This is a genomic window from Sphingomonas cellulosilytica, from assembly GCF_052321755.1.
In the GTDB taxonomy this organism is placed as follows: Bacteria; Pseudomonadota; Alphaproteobacteria; order Sphingomonadales; family Sphingomonadaceae; genus Sphingomonas.
The window spans coordinates 48,880-69,416 of sequence record NZ_JBQRTT010000001.1; the positions used below are offsets into that span (position 1 = coordinate 48,880).

General features: G+C 66.0%; 21 protein-coding genes and 2 pseudogenes. 15 read left to right on the top strand and 8 right to left on the bottom strand.

The genetic code is table 11. The features are described from left to right. Positions 1-163 precede the first annotated feature (163 nt). A complete protein-coding gene (locus tag ACTZQ5_RS00185) occupies positions 164-1,060 on the bottom strand; it encodes a LysR family transcriptional regulator (RefSeq protein WP_443583137.1) in 897 nt (298 codons plus the stop codon). 91 nt (positions 1,061-1,151) lie between these two features. Between ACTZQ5_RS00185 and ACTZQ5_RS00190 the strand changes: the two genes are divergently transcribed. Continuing rightward, positions 1,152-2,015, top strand: coding sequence for an aldo/keto reductase family oxidoreductase (locus ACTZQ5_RS00190; RefSeq protein WP_443583138.1), 864 nt, complete (start codon positions 1,152-1,154; stop codon positions 2,013-2,015). On the opposite strand, the gene ACTZQ5_RS00195 is transcribed toward ACTZQ5_RS00190, so the two are convergent. Beyond that, positions 2,016-2,327 carry an ArsR/SmtB family transcription factor gene (locus ACTZQ5_RS00195; RefSeq protein WP_443583139.1) on the bottom strand — a complete coding sequence of 104 codons (312 nt, stop codon included), beginning with the start codon at positions 2,325-2,327 and terminating at the stop codon, positions 2,016-2,018. A 131-nt stretch (positions 2,328-2,458) separates the two neighbouring features. Here ACTZQ5_RS00195 and ACTZQ5_RS00200 point away from each other — a divergent pair, with 131 nt between their 5' ends. Continuing rightward, positions 2,459-3,193: an SDR family NAD(P)-dependent oxidoreductase gene (locus ACTZQ5_RS00200; protein ID WP_443583687.1), complete on the top strand. Its 735-nt coding sequence runs from the start codon at positions 2,459-2,461 to the stop codon at positions 3,191-3,193. A gap of 167 nt (positions 3,194-3,360) precedes the next feature. On the opposite strand, the gene ACTZQ5_RS00205 is transcribed toward ACTZQ5_RS00200, so the two are convergent. Next, the gene (locus ACTZQ5_RS00205; protein WP_443583140.1) at positions 3,361-3,849 is read right to left on the bottom strand and encodes a MarR family winged helix-turn-helix transcriptional regulator; all 489 of its coding nucleotides are present in this window, start codon (positions 3,847-3,849) and stop codon (positions 3,361-3,363) included. A gap of 209 nt (positions 3,850-4,058) precedes the next feature. Between ACTZQ5_RS00205 and ACTZQ5_RS00210 the strand changes: the two genes are divergently transcribed. The 4 genes from ACTZQ5_RS00210 (at position 4,059) to ACTZQ5_RS00225 (ending at position 8,987) form a co-directional block, all read left to right on the top strand. Beyond that, entirely contained in the window at positions 4,059-5,204 is a 1,146-nt protein-coding gene (locus ACTZQ5_RS00210) for an HlyD family secretion protein (RefSeq protein ID WP_443583141.1), read from the top strand. Next, the gene (locus tag ACTZQ5_RS00215; RefSeq protein ID WP_443583142.1) at positions 5,201-6,718 is read left to right on the top strand and encodes a DHA2 family efflux MFS transporter permease subunit; all 1,518 of its coding nucleotides are present in this window, start codon (positions 5,201-5,203) and stop codon (positions 6,716-6,718) included. Before ACTZQ5_RS00210 ends, ACTZQ5_RS00215 begins: the two co-directional genes overlap by 4 nt. A gap of 4 nt (positions 6,719-6,722) precedes the next feature. Beyond that, a complete protein-coding gene (locus ACTZQ5_RS00220) occupies positions 6,723-8,180 on the top strand; it encodes an efflux transporter outer membrane subunit (protein ID WP_443583143.1) in 1,458 nt (485 codons plus the stop codon). Between the two features lie 633 nt (positions 8,181-8,813). Next, on the top strand, positions 8,814-8,987 hold the full coding sequence (locus ACTZQ5_RS00225; protein ID WP_443583144.1) for a hypothetical protein: 174 nt from the start codon (positions 8,814-8,816) through the stop codon (positions 8,985-8,987). A 597-nt stretch (positions 8,988-9,584) separates the two neighbouring features. On the opposite strand, the gene ACTZQ5_RS00230 is transcribed toward ACTZQ5_RS00225, so the two are convergent. Further along, positions 9,585-10,439 carry a transglutaminase family protein gene (locus ACTZQ5_RS00230; RefSeq protein ID WP_443583145.1) on the bottom strand — a complete coding sequence of 285 codons (855 nt, stop codon included), beginning with the start codon at positions 10,437-10,439 and terminating at the stop codon, positions 9,585-9,587. A 218-nt stretch (positions 10,440-10,657) separates the two neighbouring features. Between ACTZQ5_RS00230 and ACTZQ5_RS00235 the strand changes: the two genes are divergently transcribed. From ACTZQ5_RS00235 to ACTZQ5_RS00250, 4 genes are all read left to right on the top strand, one after another. Further along, the gene (locus ACTZQ5_RS00235) at positions 10,658-10,864 is read left to right on the top strand and encodes a cold-shock protein (RefSeq protein WP_443583146.1); all 207 of its coding nucleotides are present in this window, start codon (positions 10,658-10,660) and stop codon (positions 10,862-10,864) included. Between the two features lie 304 nt (positions 10,865-11,168). After that, positions 11,169-11,933: a spermidine synthase family protein gene (locus ACTZQ5_RS00240; protein ID WP_443583147.1), complete on the top strand. Its 765-nt coding sequence runs from the start codon at positions 11,169-11,171 to the stop codon at positions 11,931-11,933. Next, positions 11,930-12,334 carry a hypothetical protein gene (locus tag ACTZQ5_RS00245; RefSeq protein ID WP_443583148.1) on the top strand — a complete coding sequence of 135 codons (405 nt, stop codon included), beginning with the start codon at positions 11,930-11,932 and terminating at the stop codon, positions 12,332-12,334. The genes ACTZQ5_RS00240 and ACTZQ5_RS00245 overlap by 4 nt, the downstream gene beginning before the upstream one ends. A 251-nt stretch (positions 12,335-12,585) precedes the next feature. Continuing rightward, positions 12,586-13,251 (top strand): HAD family hydrolase, encoded by a 666-nt coding sequence (locus tag ACTZQ5_RS00250; protein ID WP_443583149.1) that lies wholly within the window; start codon positions 12,586-12,588, stop codon positions 13,249-13,251. 78 nt (positions 13,252-13,329) lie between these two features. Here ACTZQ5_RS00250 and ACTZQ5_RS00255 read toward each other — a convergent pair whose 3' ends face one another. Both ACTZQ5_RS00255 and ACTZQ5_RS00260 read right to left on the bottom strand, forming a co-directional pair. Next, entirely contained in the window at positions 13,330-13,638 is a 309-nt protein-coding gene (locus ACTZQ5_RS00255; RefSeq protein WP_443583150.1) for a hypothetical protein, read from the bottom strand. 62 nt (positions 13,639-13,700) lie between these two features. After that, positions 13,701-14,021 (bottom strand): hypothetical protein, encoded by a 321-nt coding sequence (locus tag ACTZQ5_RS00260; protein WP_443583151.1) that lies wholly within the window; start codon positions 14,019-14,021, stop codon positions 13,701-13,703. Between the two features lie 188 nt (positions 14,022-14,209). Here ACTZQ5_RS00260 and ACTZQ5_RS00265 point away from each other — a divergent pair, with 188 nt between their 5' ends. The 4 genes and pseudogenes from ACTZQ5_RS00265 to ACTZQ5_RS00280 all read left to right on the top strand — a co-directional run bounded on the left by ACTZQ5_RS00265 (position 14,210) and on the right by ACTZQ5_RS00280 (position 17,540). Continuing rightward, a complete protein-coding gene (locus ACTZQ5_RS00265; protein ID WP_443583152.1) occupies positions 14,210-15,388 on the top strand; it encodes a zinc-dependent alcohol dehydrogenase in 1,179 nt (392 codons plus the stop codon). Between the two features lie 113 nt (positions 15,389-15,501). Next, the gene (locus ACTZQ5_RS00270) at positions 15,502-16,518 is read left to right on the top strand and encodes an SDR family oxidoreductase (RefSeq protein ID WP_443583153.1); all 1,017 of its coding nucleotides are present in this window, start codon (positions 15,502-15,504) and stop codon (positions 16,516-16,518) included. Between the two features lie 146 nt (positions 16,519-16,664). Further along, positions 16,665-17,162 (top strand): annotated as a pseudogene (locus ACTZQ5_RS00275) (patatin-like phospholipase family protein); the annotation flags it as partial. 111 nt (positions 17,163-17,273) lie between these two features. Beyond that, complete coding sequence (locus tag ACTZQ5_RS00280) at positions 17,274-17,540, top strand: DUF3734 domain-containing protein (RefSeq protein ID WP_443583688.1); 267 nt, start codon at positions 17,274-17,276, stop codon at positions 17,538-17,540. 528 nt (positions 17,541-18,068) lie between these two features. Here the strand turns inward: ACTZQ5_RS00280 and ACTZQ5_RS00285 are convergent. Both ACTZQ5_RS00285 and ACTZQ5_RS00290 read right to left on the bottom strand, forming a co-directional pair. After that, positions 18,069-18,241 (bottom strand): annotated as a pseudogene (locus ACTZQ5_RS00285) (IS6 family transposase); the annotation flags it as partial. Positions 18,242-18,366: 125 nt separating this feature from the next. Then, entirely contained in the window at positions 18,367-19,068 is a 702-nt protein-coding gene (locus ACTZQ5_RS00290) for an OmpW/AlkL family protein (RefSeq protein WP_443583154.1), read from the bottom strand. A gap of 128 nt (positions 19,069-19,196) precedes the next feature. Here ACTZQ5_RS00290 and ACTZQ5_RS00295 point away from each other — a divergent pair, with 128 nt between their 5' ends. Next, entirely contained in the window at positions 19,197-20,519 is a 1,323-nt protein-coding gene (locus ACTZQ5_RS00295) for a radical SAM protein (protein WP_443583155.1), read from the top strand. Positions 20,520-20,537 lie beyond the last annotated feature (18 nt).

Genomic DNA, 20,537 nt, shown 5'->3' on the forward strand with positions numbered 1-20,537 from the left:
AAGACCCATTTCCGGTCATTCAGCACTCGGATTTGGCACGCCACCTTCTGCCATTCGTCCACTTTGGTGTTGAACCTATTCGGGAGGCCATCCGCCGCCTGCAAGTCGCTCCCTCACGCCAGAATAGCCGATCCGGCACGGTGCGGCATGGGGCACTGACTTTCTAGCTGCGGATGAAATCGATGAACGCGCGTAGCGGTGGCGGCAATAGACGGCGGCCAGAGTAGTATAGGAACGGGCCGGAAAAGCACTGCCACCAATCGGGCAGCACCGCTTCCAGTGCGCCGCTGTCAAGCGCCGGCCGCAGCCAGTCCTCGAACAGCGACACAATTCCACCACCCGCGACCGCTACGTCGACGAGCAGATCCGCCGCGCCAGCCACGCTGGCGATCAGCGGCCCTTGTGGCTCGATTCGCACGATCTCGCCTTCTCGCTCGAACTCCCATGGACTGGTGAGCGCGCCACTGGTGAAGCGGCCACGCAGGCAGGCGTGGTCGAGCAGATCGCGCGGGTGACCCGGCCGCCCCCGCGCGTCGAGATAGCCGGGGGCTGCCGCGGTCGCGAAGCGCTGGACGCGCGGACCGATCGGCACCGCAATCATGTCCTGCTCCAGCCGCTCGTCATACCGGATGCCCGCATCGCAGCCCGACGCCACCATGTCGACGAAGCCGTCCTCGGCGACGACTTCGACCTGAATGTCGGGATATGCGGCGAGGAAGCCTGTCAGAATCGGCGGCAGCACCAGCCTCGCTGCGCTGACCGGCACGTTGAGCCTCAGCTTCCCCGCCGGCCGGTCGCGGAACAGGTTCACGACGTCGAGTGCCGCCTCGACCTCGCTGAGCACGGGTGCCAACCGCTCGATCAGCCGCGTTCCGGCCTCGGTCGGCACGACGCTGCGCGTGGTGCGATGGAGCAGCCGGACGCCCAACCGCGCCTCCAGCCGCCGCACGGCTTCGCTGAGCGTCGACGCGCTCGATCCAACGGTACGCGCCGCGTCGCGGAAGCCGCGTGCCTGCGCAACCGCCAGGAACGAGTTGAGATCGGCAAAATCGGCCTTCATTGTGCGGTTTTCCGTACAGCCCGTGCAAATCACTCCGGCTTATCGCGATGATCCGCAAGCCGTATCTCAGTGCCAGCACAGGAGATTGACGATGATCATCGAGCAGGCAGGCACCTATTCCTTGGCCGGACGCAGCGTGAAGCGGCTTGGCTATGGCGCAATGCAACTCGCCGGGCCCGGCGTGTTCGGTCCACCACGCGACCACGGTGAGGCGCTGGCGGTGCTGCGCGCTGCCGTGGAGGCGGGTGTGGACCACATCGACACCAGCGACTTCTACGGTCCGCATGTCACCAACCGGCTGATCCGCGAGGCGCTGTTTCCCTACCCCGACGACCTGCTGATCGTGACCAAGATCGGCGCACGGCGCGGTGACGATGCGTCATGGCTGCCCGCTTTCGAGCCGGACGATCTGGCTCGCGCGGTCGAGGACAATCTGACGAACCTCGGGCTGGAGGCGCTCGACGTCGTCAACCTGCGCCTGATGTTCGATGTTCACGGGCCGGCGGAAGGGTCGCTCGCCGCGCCGCTCGAGGCGGTGGCAGACCTCCAGCGTCAGGGGCTGGTGCGTCACATCGGCCTCAGCAACGTGACGCCGACGCAGTTCGAAGAGGCCCGTAGGATCGCCGAGATCGCCTGCGTCCAGAACCAGTACAACCTTGCTCATCGCGACGACGACGCCTTTATCGACGCACTGGCGGCGGAGGGGGTCGCCTATGTTCCGTTCTTCCCGCTGGGCGGGTTCAGCCCGCTCCAGTCGGCGGCTTTGTCCGACGTGGCGGCACGGCTGGAGGCGACGCCGATGCAGGTGGCGCTCGCCTGGCTGCTCCAGCGCTCGCCCAACATCCTGCTGATCCCCGGTACCTCGTCGGTGGCGCATCTCCGCGAGAACCTTGCCGCAGCCTCGCTGACGCTGCCCAAGGATGCCGTGGCCGAACTCGACGCGATCGGCGGGTAATCAGGCCGGCCGGTTGGCGAGCACCGCGTCGAGCAGGCCGGGAAAGCGCCGTTCGAAGTCCGCCCGGCGCAGCGTGTTAATCATCTCGCGCCCGGCCTGCGTGGTCTCGATCAGCCCGGCCGCGCGCAGCAGCTTCAAATGGTTGGACAGCGTGCTCTTCGGGATCGACTCGCACGGCGCGGCATCGGTGCAGCTCAGCCGCTCGGTCGCGGCGAGCCGCGCCACCATCCCCAGCCGATTGGAATCGGCCAGCGCGTGCAGCGCCAGATCGAGCGGAACGTCCTCCAGCCGGGGATGGGTGAAGCGGGGCATGCGACGGATATAGGGCACACGCATCGATTTAATAGTTCGGGAATATTGAACTGATGAAGCGACACGCCATCTTGTGCCCCGCCGACAGCGCACGAAGCCGTGATCGCGGGCCTGATTTTTGGAGAATGCACATGTCCCTTCAAGGCAAGACCGCGCTCGTCACCGGCGGATCGCGCGGCATCGGTGCGGCGATCGCCAGGCGACTGGCGGCCGAGGGTGCGACCGTCGCGATTACCTATGCGGCAAACAGGGCCGCGGCGGACGCCATCGTGACGGCAATCAAGAGCGCGGGCGGCACCGCCTTCGCGTTTCAGGCCAACGCTGGCGATCCCGCCTCGCAGCGCGCTGGCGTTGAACAGGCTGCGGCGGCATTGGGCACGATCGACATTCTGGTCCACAATGCCGGTGTGGCGGAATTCTCGCCCATCGCGGACGACACCGATGAGACCTTCGACCGCCAGTTCGGCGTCAACGTGAAAGGCCTGCACGTCGGCACGCGCGCGGCGCTACCGCATCTCAACGATGGTGGGCGGATCATCTTGATCGGAAGCATCTCGGGCGAGAAGGCTTTCCCGGCGACCTCGGTCTATAGCGCAACAAAGGCGGCGGTGGCGGCGCTGGCGCGCGGATGGGCCAAGGATCTCGCGGCGCGCAACATCCTGGTCAACACCGTGCAGCCGGGTCCGATCGACACCGACATGAACCCTGCCGACAGCGAGTTCGCACAGCAGATGATCGGCGCGATCCCGCTAGGACGATATGGGAAAGTTGAAGAAATTGCGGGGGCAGTGGCCTTCTTCGCCGGACCGGACGCGAGCTACATCACCGGCACCACCCTCAACATCGACGGCGGCGCCGCGGCCTAACGCGCAGCGACCGGCCCTCTCGCTGGGCGGAAGGGCCGGTAATGCTCGATGCTCGGAAAGACCCAGAAGCAATCATTCGGCGAGTCAATGCCTCGTCTCAGCTTCGGCCATTCGTTCATCTAAAGATAGCAGATCGTAGGCCCGTCAACCGCCACGAGCCCCTTCACCTACGCGGTCGAATTAAGTGCCTCGATCACCTCGTCGAGCAAGCCGGTCAGCGTCCGCATCTTCTCCGGCGACAGACTGACGCTGGCATAATGGTCCTCGCGGCCCGCGAGCAGGCCGAGCCGGGCGACCATCGGCTCTGCCGCGTCGGTCGCGTACAGCCGCTTGACCCGGCGGTCACCGGGGTCGCTGCGCCGTTCGACCCATTGCAGCGCCTCCAGCTTGTCGAGCGTCTGGCCCATCGCCACCGGGCCGATCTCCAGCTTCTCCGCCATCTCCTTCTGAGTCCAGCCGGGGTGGAGCCAGATCGCGCCGAGCGCCCGCCATTGCGCCTGGGTCAGCGCCTCGTCCGCGGTCAGCGCCATCGCGCGTGCCCGCTCGTCGAAGCGTTTACGCAGCAGCCGGGCGATCAGCGCGACCTGCGATGCGAAGCTGCGCTGGACGCCATCGGCGGAGGCGGGTTCGGGCGGGGCTCCGGCAGGAGCGATCATCAATGTCCTTCTCCGATGCCGGCATGGCGGCGGTGCCACCATATAATGCGCTGCTGCCGGATGTCAGCGCTTCGGAGCTTGATCGAGAAAGGTCAATGCTACTTATCTGTAAGCTGCCTCATTATCAGGTTGCTTTCCATTCCTTGCGGGTGCACCGGCGCGACATTGACCGAGATCATCGGGGCGAGTCCCCGGATCCGCGAGGTAATATGAGCCTGGATGACCGCCCCCATTCCCGCCCCGACCCAGACGCGCTGGCCGATGCGCCGCCGATCACCGATCCCGCTCCGGTAGTGCAGGCGACCGACCCGACCACGGTGCGACGCAGCCGGCTGCGCCTGCCCCTGCTGCTCGCAGCGCCGATCTTCGCGGTCGCGATCGGCCTGTTCTTCTATCTGAGCGGCGGCCGCTACCAGTCGACCGACAACGGCTATATCCAGGCGGGACTGGTGCCGGTCGCCGCTAGCGTCAGCGGACCGGTGGTCGCGGTGATGGTCCACAACAACCAGCGCGTCCGCGCCGGTGACATACTGTTCCGGATCGATCCCGCCCCCTTCCAGGCCGCGGTCGACGAGGCGGCGGCAGAGCTCGCCAACGCCCGCACCCAGGTGTCGTCGCTGCGCGCCAATTACCGCGAGGGCGAGGCCGGCCTCGCCGCCGCCCGCGCGCGCCTCGCCTATGCGGACCGTGAGGCGGCGCGGCAGAAGTCGCTGCTCGCAGAGGGTATCTCGTCGCAGAACCAGTACGATCAGGCGGTGCTCGCGGCGCAGACCGCGCGTCAGCAGATCCAGACCTCGGTGCAGCAGAACGCCGGCGTCGCCGCGACGCTGACCGGCAGCGTCGACGCGCCGACCGCGGCGCAGCCGGCGGTGCAGCGCGCCGAGGCGGCGCTGGAACGCGCCCGCCTCAACCTCGGCTATACGGTGGTGCGCGCCGCACAGGAGGGCATCGTCACCAAGGTCGACCAGCTCCAGCGCGGCAGCTACGTCACGGCCGCCAAGCCGGTGTTCACGCTCGCCGGCACGCGCCTGTGGGTCGAGGGCAATTTCAAGGAAGACCAGCTCAACCATATGCGCGTCGGCCAGCGCGCGACCTTCCACGTCGATGCCTTCCCGGATCTGGAGCTGATCGGCCGGCTGACCAGCTTCAGCCCCGGCACCGGCAACAGCTTCGCGCTGCTGCCGGCGGAGAATGCGACGGGCAATTGGGTCAAGGTCGTCCAGCGCCTGCCGGTCGAGTTCAGCATCGACCGCGTACCGCCGGGCGTGCCGCTGCACGCCGGGCTCAGCGTCGAGGTCAAGGTCGACACCGGCCACCGCCGCCACCTGTTCGGCAGTGACGCCGCCGCGCGATGACCGGCACCTATCCGGACCCGGTTTCGCGCCGCTTCATCACCGCCGCGGTGATGGCGGCGACGGTGATGAACTCGCTCGACAGCACGATCGCCAACGTCGCGCTGCCGCATATCCAGGGCAGCGTCTCCGCCTCGGGTGAGGAGATCACTTGGGTGCTCACCTCCTACATCGTCGCCGCCGCGATCATGACCCCGCTAACCGGCTGGCTGGCCGGGCGGTTCGGGCGCAAGCGGCTGATGCTGTGGTCGATCGTCGGCTTCACCGCCGTCTCCGGCCTGTGCGGCATCGCCAATAGCCTCGGCGAGCTGGTCGGCTTCCGCCTGCTCCAAGGCGTGTTCGGCGCGGCGCTGGTGCCGATGAGCCAGGCGATCCTGCTCGACATCAACCCGCCCGAACGCCACGGCCCGGCGATGGCGGTATGGGGGATGGGCGCGATCCTGGGGCCGATCATCGGCCCGGCGCTCGGCGGCTGGCTGACCGACAATCTGTCGTGGCGCTGGGTCTTCTACATCAACCTGCCGATCGGCGCGCTCGCCTTCGCCGGCCTGTCGGGGTTCCTCACCGAGACCAAGGATGCCGCGCGGCCGCGGCTTGACCTGTTCGGCTTCGCGATGCTGGCGCTGGCGATCGGCTCGATCCAGCTGATGCTCGACCGCGGCCAGACCAAGGACTGGTTCAGCTCGACCGAGATCTGCCTCGAGGCGGCGCTCGGCCTGTTCTTCGGTTACCTGTTCGTCGTCCACACGCTGACCGCGCGGCGCCCGTTCATCGACATCGGCATGTTCAAGGATCGCAACTTCCTGACCGGCTCGATCTTCGGCTTCTTCCTCGGCACCGTGCTATTCGGCGTGCTGGCGCTGCTGCCGACGATGCTGGAGACGCTGATGGGCTATCCGGTGGTGCTGACCGGGCTGGTCACCGCGCCGCGCGGCATCGGTACGTTGATCTCGATGATCGTCGTCGGCCGGCTGATCAAGACGGTCGATGCGCGCATCCTGATCTTCGTCGGCTTCGCCATCGCCGCTTACTCACTGCACATCATGTCGGGCTTCACGCTCGGCATGAACGAGCGGCTGGTGATCGTCTCGGGCTTCATTCAGGGCATCGGCACCGGGCTTGTCTTCGTGCCGCTGACCACGATCGCCTTCGCGACGCTAAACGCGCGCTACCGCAATGAGGGCGCAGCGATGTTCACGCTGACCCGCAACATCGGCTCGGCAGTCGGCATCTCGATGCTGCAGGCGTTGACCATCCGCAACGGCGCGACGGTGCATGCGCGGCTGGTCGAGGGCATCCGGCCGGACAATCCGCTGCTGCCGTCCGCCTTCGACTTCGACGCGCCGTCGGCGGTCGCCATGCTCAACGCGCAGATCACGCGCCAGGCGGCGATGGTCTCCTACGTCGATGCCTTCTGGCTGCTCTTCCTCCTCACCCTCGCCGTCATCCCGCTGCTGCTGCTGATGCGCCGCCCCCGCGCCGGCGGCGGCGACGGCCCGACGATCCACATGGACTGATCCGATGCGCGTTGTCCCCCTGCTCCTCTCCGCCGTCGTGGCCGGCGCGCTCGCCGGCTGCACTGTCGGCCCCGATTTCGCGCGGCCGCAGGCCCCCGCCGCGACCGGCTACCAGCCCGCCGGCGAGGCGCCGCCGCCGCGCGTGGCGTTCGGTGACGGGCCGGAGCAGCGCTGGTGGACCGCCTTCGGCTCGCCGCAGCTCGACGCGCTGGTCGATCAGGCGATCGCCCACAACCGCAGCCTCGCCGCAAGCAACGCGACGCTCGCCGCCAGCCGCGACGAGGTTCGCGCCATCGCCGGCCGTCGCCTGCCGCAGGTCGACGCCAACGCCCGCGTCGACCAGCAGCAGGTCAACCTTGCCGCCTTTGGCTTTTCCGGCAACAATCCGCTCGCACCGGGCGGCAATCCGGAATTCAACCTCTACACCGTCGGCGGCGGCATCAGCTACGACCTCGACTTATTCGGCGGCCTGCGCCGCAGCGTCGAGGAGAGCGCAGCGCAATCGGAGGCGCAGCAGCGCCAGACCGAGGCGGCGCATCTGTCGATCGCCGAACAGGTGGTCAATCAGGTGCTGACCATCGCCGCCCTCAACGCGCAGATCGCCACCTCCCGCGCGCTGCTCGCTGACGACCAGCGCAACGTCGACTTGACGCAAAAGCGCCGTGCCGGCGGCGAGGGCACGTTGGTTGAGGTGCTTAACGCGCAGAGCCAATATGCCGCCGATCGCGGCGATCTGCCGCAGCTCGACCAACAATTGGCGGAAGCGCGGCACCTGCTCGCGACTCTCATCGGCACCACACCCGACGCGTTACCGCCGACAGACATCGCGCTCGACCGGCTGACCCTGCCGGCGACAATCCCGGTGGCGCTCCCGTCTGCGCTGGTCCACCGCCGCCCCGACATCCTCCAAGCGGAGGCGCAGCTGCACGCCGCCACCGCCGCGATTGGCGTCGCCACCGCGCGCCTCTATCCCGACATCACCTTAGGCGCGACTTTGACGCAGGGCGCGCCGGCGGTCGGCGACCTCGTCAAAAACGCCTTTCGTGGCTACGACCTGTTCGCCGGGCTGACTGCGCCGATCTTTCAGGGAGGCACGCTGAAGGCCGAGCGCGCAGCGGCGGTCGACCGTGCCCGCGCCAGTCAGGCGAGCTACGAACAGACCGTGCTGGTCGCGTTCAGCCAGGTCGCCGACCTGCTCTCGGCGATGCAGAACGACACCCGCTCGGTCGCCGACCAGCAAGCCTCGCTCGCGGTCGCGGACCGCTCGCGCCATCTATCGCGGCGCAGCTTCGAGGTCGGCAACTCCGGCATCCTGCAGGTGCTGGAGACCGAGCGCCTCTACCAGCGCGCCAGCAATGGTTTAGTCGTTGCGCGGACGCGGCAGTTCCTCAACGTCGCCCGCCTTTACGTCGCGACGGCAGGAGGATGGCTGCCAAGCAAGCCGATCACAACGAAGAGGTAAGCAGATCCTCGGGCGTGCGGCGCTACAGTAGACCCAGCTCCGGTCGTTAAGGCCGCTGGAGGGCGAACCCAGAACCGGCCGTCCGCTAAGGTCCTTTCACGGCCGACAAATCTGTGCTGGGATTTGCTACGAGCGGGGCGACTAAGCCCAGCAATTACCGTAACCCCGCTTTCTCCGCTCTCGCCGCCATCTTCAGCCAGCGGCCGGCGGCGCGGGAGTGCAACGCCCGTATGTTCGCCATTGTCGCTTCCGTAGCATATCGCCGCTCCTTCTCGACGTTCGCTCGGTGATGTTCGGCAACGGTTTGCTCGGCCATGTAACGATCCTGGCCGAGAGTACGGAGGAGTTACCTGCTGGTAGGGGCTGGCTCCGCAGGCAGAAGTTCGCCCGCACGAAGATCGACACTGGTCTATTCCAAGCCGCGCTTCATCCTGACACTCCGGCGTTCGACCAAGTTCCGTACGTGTGCCGCATGGCGCGGCAATCCACGATCTTAGGCAATTGTCGCCAATTTCATTCAGTTGTCGCTTTCCCGGCGAAGGCGTGTTAAACGATCTCATCTGCAGCAACCCCATTGTAGGCGCTGCCGGCTGAGAGACTATCGCGCTCCCGCTTACGAACGGGAGACCACTCGTGGACCTGAATTACATCCTGAGCCGCCATCAGCTGTCGCTGGTCGCAGCAGAAACTGCCGCTGGCTCTGAAGCTCGTGCCGCTCATCTCGGTCTCGCTCAGGGCTATGCCGCACGCATCCGCAGGTTCCAGCAGGAGGCGGGTGCCACTGCCAACTCGGCACCGATTGCATGAGCTGGCGCCAAGCAACGAGCAGCGCAGGCGACCGACCTTCTACGTCGCGAGGGATCAACCTGGGCATGGACGAGAAAAATGTGCGTGCCGCCTGTGCCAATCATGGAGCCACCATCAGCGCCATAGAGGTGCTCCAGTCCGGCGGGACGAGAGTCGTCCTGATGAGCAGTGCAGCGGCAGAAACGATGCGCAAGGCGTTCGGCAAGCGAGTTCTCACGGGTCAGGTCCAGCGCGCTCCGCTGAGAACCTGGAGTCGATAGTGGCGCTCCAGGTCGATAGTGGCGCTCCAGAACGCAGGGATCCGCGCCACCTCGGCGGCGGTCACCTCAGGATGAAGCGCGCAGCTGCCTGCTCAGTGAAGAGGGCAACGTAGCCCAAACCAAAAATGTGCGCGCTGATGGCGCTACGGCGCACGCACATTTTTGAGCGAGTACGTCGTCGTAGCAGCGGGGCTATGGCTGCTGCCATCCGCGTAGGTGGTAGCTGGTTACGGCGCGCCCGCGATGTGCCCGCCAGCGCGCCGATGGATGGTGCGACAGCTCTTGGGCTGCACCATCCGATATGGCATCCACATAGTCGTCGGCGGGTCGTGGTGCATCACTCCTGCTTGACCGTTACCGAAACCTCCATTCCAGCGAAGTCGCCGACATCACCAGTGTAGCCACCGGTAACCGGCATGATCTGTCCGTTGCAGCGACCCACGGCAACGGCGATCAGGTTGGCCGATCCAACCCGCTGGTGCGTCGGATCGAACGCGATCCACCCCGCGCAGGGCAGGTAGACTTCCGCCCAGGCGTGAGTGGACCCGCCATCGTCGCTCGCCGCATCGGGATCGAAGAGGTAGCCGGACACGGCCCGCGCGCCGAAGCGAAGGTGTCGGACCGCGTCGATGAACAGCGCGGCGATATCCCTGCAGGAACCGCTGCCGGCGGAGAGCGTCTCGAGCGGCGCCTGCGTGCCTTCCTCGTCGCGCGTTCGGTAGGCGACCGCCGCGGTAATGCCAGCGTTGATGTCCTTCAGCAGAGAGAGCGTGTCGGTCGGCGAGCTGAGGACGAAACCTTCGGCCCAGCGTGCCAGCGCGCCGTCCTCGTCGGCGTGGGTGGGAAGTAGTAACGCACCAAGGTCGGCAGCCTCATCGTCCGAATAGCGAAACGGGTAGGCATGCGCGGTCGGCGCGATCCGGAACACAGGCCATTCCGGCGCCGATTGTTCGACCAAGCTATCGACCGCAATGACGAGTTCGGAGGCCGGCTCGGTGAAGCGGGCGGTGACGACGACGTTGCCGAACACGTCCTGCGCCCATACCAGATCAGTCGTCGGCACGCAGTCGAGCTCGCTTTCGAGCACCCGCAGATCATGATCGCCACGCGGCGTCAGCAGCAATCGATGGGGCCCGAGCGTCACCGGACGGTGGTAGCGATAGGTGGTGCTATGACGAATGCGAAACTTCATGCCGGGGTGAACGCATCAGACGGCATGCAGGAGCTACGGAGATATTCCGGATGCCGGACTATCTTTCCGGCACCGATCACCTATATTCGGACAGCTAAACGTCGCCTGCGACGGATATTGGGCCGCTTAGGCTCCCCTTGTCCCTTTCTAGCCTCACGAAGCCGGGATGCGCCGCTGTTTGCGCATGCCCGACCACGCATGGGACAGAGGATACCCATATGATTACCGGCACAGTCAAATTCTTTAACGCCGACAAGGGCTATGGCTTCATCGCGCCTGAAGACGGCAGCACCGACGCCTTCGTCCATATCACAGCGGTAGAGCGCGCCGGAATGCGCACGCTCAACAAGGACGAGCGCGTTTCCTATGAGCTGGAGACGGATCGTCGTGGCAAAACATCTGCGGTGAACCTCCAGACTGCCTGAGCAGGGTCGATCGGCGGTGGCCAGCACGGTCACCGCCGAACTCTCACAGCTCAGGAGCCGCCATGTCATCACTACCTCTTTATCGCGGCGAGGCTGCTCGACAACGGTCGGCCGCAGAGGCATCGCCCCTCCAAAACGTACGCGAACGGTGCGAGCGTGCAGCGCAGGCCTGGGATGCACTCGCCGTCCGCAGCGAGCGAGCCGACGCAGCTCGCATCAAGGCGGCTTCTGACAAGCTGCTGGCCGACACGAGCGAGAACCCGGACCGCGGGTTTGTCGCACCCGATCGTCGCGGCAGCTGAGCTTGACGACCGTCGATCCCGCCATCAGCAGCCGCGGTCGGCCGCGAGCAGGCTTGCTCGTCGACACGGCCGAGATACCCGGCGGAGGCGAGCTGCGCCTCCTGCGTCATGGACCGCACTACGAGATCATGTTCGGGAACGAACAACTGATGGGAAGCTGGTCCTATCGGTCGGAGCAGGCGCTCGCGACCCTTGCCCTCGGCGGACTGGGTGAAGCGCCGCGCGTCCTGATCGGCGGTTTGGGCATGGGGTTCACCCTCGCAGCAGCGCGAGCCACTCTCCCAAGCGACGCCAGCATCATCGTCGCGGAGCTCGTGCCCACGATCGTGGCATGGGCTGGCGGACACCTGCGCCATCTGTTCGGCAGCTCGCTCGTTGATCCGAGGGTATCCGTCGAGGTGCGGGACGTACACGACCTGATCGTCGAGCAACCTGCCGGCTTCGACGCCATTCTCCTCGATGTCGACAATGGCCCGGACGGGCTGATCAGCCTCGCCAACGAGCGGCTTTACTCCGACTGGGGCCTGCGCGCGGCGAGCGCGGCGCTACGGCCGGGCGGCGTGCTCGCGATCTGGTCGGCTTACCCGGACAACAGCTTCTCCTATCGCGTCCGTGCGGCCGGCTTCGAAGTCGAAGAGTTCAGCATCGACACAGACGGAGGGGACGGCAACCCGGACCACACGATCTGGCTCGTAACGGCGGGTCAATCAGGCAATAGGTCGAGCGGCACGGCCGCGGCCGGTTCCTGTGTAGGAGTTGAGGTATGACGAAACGCACGCCTTCGTCGTTCCTGTGGTTCGACATGTGGATGGAGGGTTGCACGACCGCCCTTCGCATGTTTGAGACAATGGCCGCTGTGCCGGCGGTCGTGAACGCCCGCATGCCGATGATCGGGGCGGCTGCCGTCAGTCCTCTGACGGGCGACTGGCCCGAGCTATACAAGATGGTGGCCGAGAAAACCGAAGCGTTCACACAGGCGGGCCTGTCGATCACGCGCGACATGCAGGCGATCCAGGCCGAGATCATGAGGTCGACGCGATCAGCGGGGAGCGCTGCCGCCTCATCAGCCCGCATTGGGCACCATGCCATTGGGGCTGCCGGACGAGCACTGGAACCGATACATGCTGCGGCGACCGGGAATGCAACGCGCTTACGTGGGCGCCGTTGACCGACTATCGACGTTAAGCCGCCTCAGCCTACTTGACCCATCTCCGGTAATTCACCGGCATTTTGATCTGCCCTGGAAGCGGACACTTGTTCATCGTGATCGGAGGCGGTGATGATGAACGGTCCGCTGCTATCCCCGACGCTTCATCGTCTAACTCGCAGCCCACCGAGCAGCAGTGCCAAACGCACTATCTCGTGGTGCCGATCACCGTCTGCCGTGCGTTGGAACGGTAACTCAGGAGCGGCGACACCATGACGATCAAGGCGGTATTATTCGACATCGACGGCACCCTCGTGGACAGCAACGACTACCACGTGGCGGCATGGCAGGCCGTCTTTAGCCAGACTGGCGCGACATTCGACGATCAGGTGGTCCATGACCAAATCGGCAAGGGCACCGACATGCTCGTGCCGACGCTACTGCCCAACACCGGCGCGGCCGAGCAGGATAGGATGGGCGAGGAGCACGGCCGGATCTTCAAGGCTAATTACCTGGAACAGGTGAAACCCTTCGCCGCCGCGAAGGATTTGCTCGTCAGGGTCAAGGGCAGCGGCCGGCAAGTCGTACTGGCCTCCTCTGCGTCGTCGGATGAACTCGACCACTATTCCGCTCTGCTGGATGCCCGCGAGATCATCAGCGTCTCGACCACGTCGGATGACGTGGAGAAGACCAAGCCTGCGCCTGACATCTTTGCCACCGCGCTCAAGAAGCTGTCGCCGCTCAGTGCCAATGAGGTGATCGTCGTCGGTGACACGCCCTACGACATCGAAGCGGCCGCCAAGTGCGGCATCGCCGCAGTGGGCGTCCGCTCGGGCAAGTTCAGCGACGAGACGCTGACGGCCTCGGGAGCCGTGGCGCTGTACGACGACGTCGCCGCCCTGCTCGCTGACTTCGAAGCTTCGCCGCTGAACGGCTGAGGAGGCACGCTGGACAGGCCATTGGTGCAGCAACGACCTGCGCGATCATGGGCCGGTGAGACCCATGATCGCAACCGATCAGTCGTCGGCGACGTCCGCGGAGTGGAACTCCTCAAAGGCCGAACGGACTTCGTCAGCGACGCCGTCCTCCTCGATGTCGACCGAGACCACCACTCGACCTTCGAGCGCTGCATCATCGCGGTCCTCAGGTGTTGGCTCCCCGGCCTCGGTATCCGATCCGGCCTCCTCGACGCCGACGGTGTTGTTGGGCCCGTCAGCCGCGATGAAGATGTCCGTTCGTTCGATCCCGAACTGCTGGACCAGTCGCTCGACCGTCATCTCCGCTTCACGCCGGGTATCGAATTTTGCACTCAGGCTCGTGCTCATGGTGTTCTCTTTCCAGTGGAGGGGCTCACATCAGTAAGCAGAAGGTTGGACAGGTCAGGAAGTTAGTCGGCTCCTTCGTCCGCATCGATGTCGCGACCCGCTTTGGCGAGCTTCTCGGTCTTTTGGGGATCATCCGCATCGACCTGCGAAGCGACATCCTGATCAGCTTTCGACGATCTGTTCTCGTCCTTCTGTGATCCACTCGATAGGGATGTCGCGTTCAGCGGCTTCCGATCGTCGTTCAGATCGCCCTCGCTGCCATCTTCGGTGACGCTGGCTTCGTCCTCACCGCCGTCGGGATCGAACGGCCGCTTCGCCGCATCGTCATAGAGCTCGTGGTTGTTCGAGCCGCGGTCGTCGCCCGGTGCGTTGGCGTCAGTCATGGGCTGTTCTCCATCCACATCGAACAACGCGATGGCTGCGACATCGGGCTCAACGATCCAAGCGATTGGACTTACGGTGCTTGTCGGCGCGCGCGGCATATTGGTCGGGCCTGAAACGCTAGCAGGATCGTTGCCCATTCGAACGTATCACCGAGCCGTGATGCGAACCCCTGACAAGGAGATTTTCGATGCGCGCACTCTGCTGGCATGGAAAGGGCGACGTACGCGTCGACACCGTTCCTGAACCCGAGATCCAGCATCCACGCGATGCCATCATCAAGGTGACGGCGTGCGCAATCTGCGGGTCCGATCTCCATCTCCTCGACGGCTACCAGCCGACGATGGAGGCAGGCGACATCCTTGGCCACGAGAACATGGGCGTTGTGGTCGCGCTGGGCTCTGAGGTGACCAACCTGAAGATCGGTGATCGGGTCGTCGTTCCCTTCACCATCAGCTGCGGCGACTGCTTCTTCTGCCGCAAGGGCCTGTTCTCGGCGTGCGAGCGCACCAACCCCAATGCCGAGATGGCGATCAAGGCGATGGGCCACTCGCCTGCCGGCTTGTTCGGCTTCAGCCACATGCTCGGCGGCTATTGCGGCGGCCAGGCCGAGTACCTGCGCGTGCCCATGGCCGACGTCGGCCCGATCAAGGTGCCCGACAGCGTGACCGACGAGCAGGCGCTGTTCCTCTCCGACATCTTCCCGACCGGCTACATGGCCGCCGAGAACGCGCAGATCGAGCCTGGTGACACCGTCGCCATTTGGGGCTGCGGTCCGGTCGGCCAGTTCACCATCCGCTCCGCGCTGATGCTGGGCGCTGGACGCGTCATCGCCATCGACGAGGTGCCCGAGCGCCTCGCGATGGCCGAAGCCGGCGGCGCGGAGACGATCGACTTCTCGCAGGTCGATGACGTTTACGACGAGTTGCAGTTCCGCACCAAAGGCCGTGGACCCGACAGCTGCATCGATGCCGTCGGCTGCGAGGCCTCGGCACATGGCTCGGCGGACTCGGTCCTCGACAAGGTGAAGGCGGCGACGTTCCTCGCCACCGACCGCGTGCACGTCCTGCGCGAGGCGATCATGAGCTGCCGGATGGGCGGCACCGTGTCGATCCCGGGCGTGTACGTCGGGATGGGCGACAAGGTCCCGATCGGGGCGATGATGAACAAGGGCCTGACCATCAAGACCGGGCAGACCCATGTGCAGCGCTACACGGCACCCTTGCTCGCACGCATCGAAGCGGGCGACATCGACCCGAGCTTCGTCGTCACGCATCCGGCCAGCCTGGAGGACGCGCCCGCGATGTACGAGAAGTTCCGCGACAAGAAGGAAGGCGTCATCAAGGTGGTCCTGCGCCCGCATGGCTGACGTCCACAGGGACTAACATGAGGAGCGCGCCGGTCTAACGGCCGGCGCGCGGCCCAGCGTTCACACGACAATCCACGGCTGGCTCTTCCAGGTTGTGCGAGATGGGATGGTTCATGACGATCAAATCGAAACCGCTGCGTGAGCAGGTCATCGTCGTGACAGGTGCGACAAGCGGCAACGGATTGGCGACGGTGGAGGAGGCGGTCACGCGAGGAGCGGCTGTCGTCGCCGTGGCCCGGAACGCAGCCGCGCTTGAGGCCTTGAGGCATCGTCTCGCAACAAGCGGCGGTCGTATCGCAACCTGCGTCGCGGATGTAAGCGACGCCGCCGCGGTGGATCGGATCGTCGATGCCGCAACCGAGGCGTTCGGCGGCTTCGACAGCTGGGTCAACAATGCGGGCGTGGGCACCTACGGCACGCTCGAGCAGGTGCCGCCAGAGGACCACCGACGGGTCTTCGACGTCAACTACTTCGGTACGCTTCACGGCTCGCTTGCCGCTGCGCGTCATCTACGCGCGCGTGGCGGCGGTGCCATCATCAACGTCGGGTCCATCCTCGGCGACCGCTCGATCGTGCAGCAGGGGCCGTACTGCGCGACCAAGCACGCGGTGCAGGCGCTGACCGACACCCTGCGCATGGAGCTCGAACGGGAGAAGACAGGCATCTCGGTCACCCTCGTCAAGCCCGGCGCGATCGACACACCGTTTCCGGAGCATGCGCGCAACTTCATGGACGAACCTGCACGCCTGCCGCCGCCGCTCTACGCGCCGAGCGTCGTCGCCGATGCGATCCTGTTCGCCTGCGCCCATCCACGACGGACCCTGTACGCGGGCGGCGGCGGGCTGCTCTCGTCGATGCTCGGGCAGATGGCGGCGCGGCTGACCGACGTCATCATGGAGGTGACGGGCACCACGCTGCAGCAGAAGCCCGACGATCCCGGAGATGCCACGCGCCAAGACAACCTGCATCGTCCCCGCACGGACGCACTGCGCGGCAGCCAGAAGGTCCATGCACGACGATCCAGCATCGCGCTGCAAATCCAGAAGGCGCCTTCACCGCTGCTTGCACTTACGGTCCTTGCCGCAGGCGCCACCGTTGTTCGCAGCCTATGGTCCAGTAGGCGGAGATGACGGGAACAGGCAGCGCCGAGCGTCCGGCCCGAGACTTTGATGTCGTGCTAGTCCTCAGTGGCGGTAACGCGCTGGGTGCCTTTCAGGCCGGGGTCTATGAAGCACTCCATACGCATGGCCTACAGCCGGACTAGGTCGTCGGAGCGTCGATCGGTGCCATCAATGGAGCGCTGATCGCCGGCTCGCCACCCGGAGGCAGGATCAATGCGTTGCGCTCCTTTTGGCGGCCGCACGTGATCGGACCGATGGATCTGGCGCAACCGTGGCTTTCTCCAGGTTTCGAGACCAGCCGCCGATCAGCGGCCGTGGCGTGGACGGCGGTCGCCGGACGGGCGGGCATCTTCGGTCCCGTCATGTCGGCATTGACGCCTTGGGCGAACCACCGGCCTTCGATTTTCAAAACCGAGCAGCTCGCCGCCACACTCGACGGCGCCATCGACTTCGCCAGGCTGAATGACGGCTCCTGCCGGTTCACTGCGACGGCCGTCGACCTGGCGACGGGTGAGGATGTCATCTTCGATACCGGCACGCACGACATTCGTTCACACCATATACGTGCCAGCGCCGCCCTCCCGGTTCTCTTCCCCCCGGTTGAGATCAACGGCAGATGGTTGGTGGACGGCGGGCTTTCGGCGAATCTGCCTCTGGACCCTGTGTTGTCCGATCCGCCGTCCCAATTAACGCTCTGCATCGCCGTCGACCTTCTGCCGCTCGATGGACGGCTGCCCGCGACGCCCGGTGAAGCGGCAGGTCGGATGCAGGACCTCATCTTCGCTGCTCAATCGAGACGCTCGATCGAGCGATGGCGAGACGAGTACATGGGGCGGAAGGACCGGGCCGTCTCGCTGATCAGGCTCGAATACACGCAACAAGATGACGAGGTCGCTGGCAAGGCATTGGACTTCTCCGGACCCACGGTAGAGCGCCGCTGGGCGGCCGGCCACGCTGCAGCGATGCGCGTCATCGACAAACAGGAGCAGGGCGCGCTGGAGATCGGCGCAGTCGGGTTGTCACTCGTCTAACCCGACAAGGAAGCCTCCGTAGGCGCCGCGCGTTCCTAGCCTCGGACGGCCGTCAGCGTTCAGACTTCTCACTCCCGTCTTGCACCGGGCGCATGATTCATCGTCGCAAGCTCGGCCGGCCGCACCTCGTGGATCATCTGTTCCAAGATGTACTGACCCGGATACTTGTCGAGACGCCATCTCAGCAGCCTGGCGCCATGCCGGAAGGACGCCCGTGACCTGATCGTAGAGCACCTCTACGTCCCCACGTCGTTTGAAGCTGCTCAGCGGACGCACGATGCTGCTGCCCTACGCCGTTGCCGAACCTTCTCGGCGTTCGGCGCTCTATCGACAGGCTACTCACCTCCATGGAGTTGAAGGTGGTGGGTTCGTGGAAACGCCTCGACACCTGGTTGCGAAGAGGACCCACTTGCAGACATTCAGCTGCACTTGTCGGCACTCCAGAAGCGGACATCCATTCATCCGTCGGGCCCTACGATCCCCGCGGCTGCAAAGCATGCAGATAGACTGGAAGCGGGGACTTTCGTGCAGGCGGGTAACCCGCTGCCGACGGATGTCACCGGCGAAGAGCGGACCAAACCTGTTTCACCACAGCTCACCGTCTCATGACAGATATCGATGCCGCGCTCGAATAGCAGATCCTCGACGTTCGGCAGCGGCAACGGGAAGCGCACGTACATCAGAACCACCAGCCGGATCACTTCAGGCGACGAGTTGAAACGGCGAAACGGGCTAGGTGGGAGCGCTCTCGATCTCTGACTCGTCCCGGACCGTTATCAGCCTCCTGCCCCGCCCGCCATGTTGGTTTGACGAAGCCCGCCCGATCCTACAGCCGCACGCCGAGGCCGACGCCGAACACCAGAGGATCGAGCGCGACCTTCACGCGCTGGCGGCCGAGCACAGCGGTGTCGAGGCGGGCTTCGGTGTCGATGTCGATATATTTGACGTCGAGGTTCATGAACACCTTGGGCGTGATGTCGATATCCACGCCCGCCTGCGCGGCCCAGCCGAAGCTGTTCTTCAGGTGCACGCCGGTCCGGCCGACCGCCGACTGCAGCCCGGACGAGGCCTTTTCATTCCAGAAGATGGTGTAGTTGATGCCAGCACCGACATACGGGCGGACGTGGCCCCTGGGCGCGACATGGTATTGGACGGTGAGCGTCGGAGGCAGCACCCAGGTCGACGCGAGATCGCCGATCGCGCCCGTCGTGCCGCGCACCCCGCCGATCCCATGCTTCGTGGTCGAGGCGATCAGTTCGAAGCCGATCGTGTCGGTCGCCATGTAGGTCGCATCGACCTCCGGCATGACGCTGTTGCCCACCTTGACCGCTTCGCCGGGCAGTGCGGGCCGGATGCCCCCCGACCGCTCGTCGGGGGCGACGAGGATCGCGCGTGCGCGCAACAGGACGTCGCCGGCCCGCACCCCCACGCGCGCGTCGTCCCGACCGGTCTCCTGCGCCACGGCGGGGGCGCCGGCTGCCGCCGCGACGATCGCGAGCAGGCCGACGGTGGCCCTGATGATGGTCATGCCAAATTTCCCTTGCTGGTCAGGAGCCCCAGTTAGGCGCGGCGGCATGACCCCGCCTTGACGGCCGACAACCCTGGGTTTGACCGCGGTCAAAGGCATCGCGCCGCGGTTCGCACACGACCTGCGGCATGTGGTCCTATCACGCCGATCTGCTCGCCCGGCCCGTGCCGCGTTACACCAGCTATCCCACCGCAGCCGAATTCGGCGGCACGGTCGGCCCGGACGACATGGCCGCAGCGCTCGACGCGGTCGGGGCGGCCGCGCCGATCTCACTGTACCTGCATATCCCCTATTGCCGGACGATCTGCTGGTATTGCGGCTGCAACACCGGCGCAGCGAACCGGACGGCGCGGCTCGAGGGGTATCTGGCGCGGCTGCACGACGAGATCGATCTGGTGACCAGGCGCCTGGGCGGGCGCGGGCGGATCGGGCGGATCGCGTTCGGGGGCGGCAGCCCCAATGCGATCCCGCCGGTCGCCTTTGCCGCACTCGTCGCCCATCTGCGCAGGGCGTTCGCATGCGCGGATGCGATCGTGTCGGTCGAGGTCGATCCGCGCGGGTTCGATGCGGACTGGGCGGCGGTGCTGGCGGATGGCGGGGTCACCCGCGTCAGCCTTGGCGTGCAAACCTTCGATCCTGCGCTGCAGGCCGCGATCGGGCGCGTCCAGCCGCGCGCCGATATCGTCCGCACGGTGGAACTGCTGCGCGGCGCCGGCGTGGCATCGATCAATTTCGACCTGATGTACGGGCTGCCCGGTCAGGACGATGCGGCGCTGGCGGCGACGCTGGAGGCGACGCTGGCACTCGCGCCGGAACGCCTCGCCGTGTTCGGCTATGCTCACGTCCCGCACATGATCCCGCGGCAACGTCGGATCGACGCGACCGCGTTACCGGATGCGGCGGCGCGCTTCGGACAGGCGGCACTGGCGCATGAGCGGCTGACCGCGGCGGGGTATCGCCCGGTCGGCTTCGATCATTTCGCGCTGCCCGGCGACGCGCTGGCCCGCGCCGCCGCGGACGGCACGCTCCGCCGCAACTTCCAGGGTTTCACGGAGGATCGCGCCGACATCCTGATCGGCCTGGGCGCCAGCGCGATCAGCCAGTTTCCCGATCGCTTGCTGCAGAACGCCAAAAACGCGGGCGACTGGCACGCGGGGATCGGTGCCGGCCGGTTCGCCACCGCGCGCGGCATACGGCGCAGCGCGCTGGAACAACAGCGCGGCCGTGCGATCGAGACCTTGCTGTGCCAGGGGCGGGCGGACCTTGCCAACCTACCCGAACGGGACGCCGTGAAAGCGCGCCTCCACGCGTTCGAATCGGTCAGCCTGATCGCCTGGCAGGGTACGCGCCTGCAACTGTCGGACGCCGCCCTGCCCTATGCCCGCACCATCGCCGCCGCCATCGACGCATGGCGCGTGGTCGACGACGCGCGCTTCAGCCATGCCGTCTGAGCCACCGTCCCGCTGCGC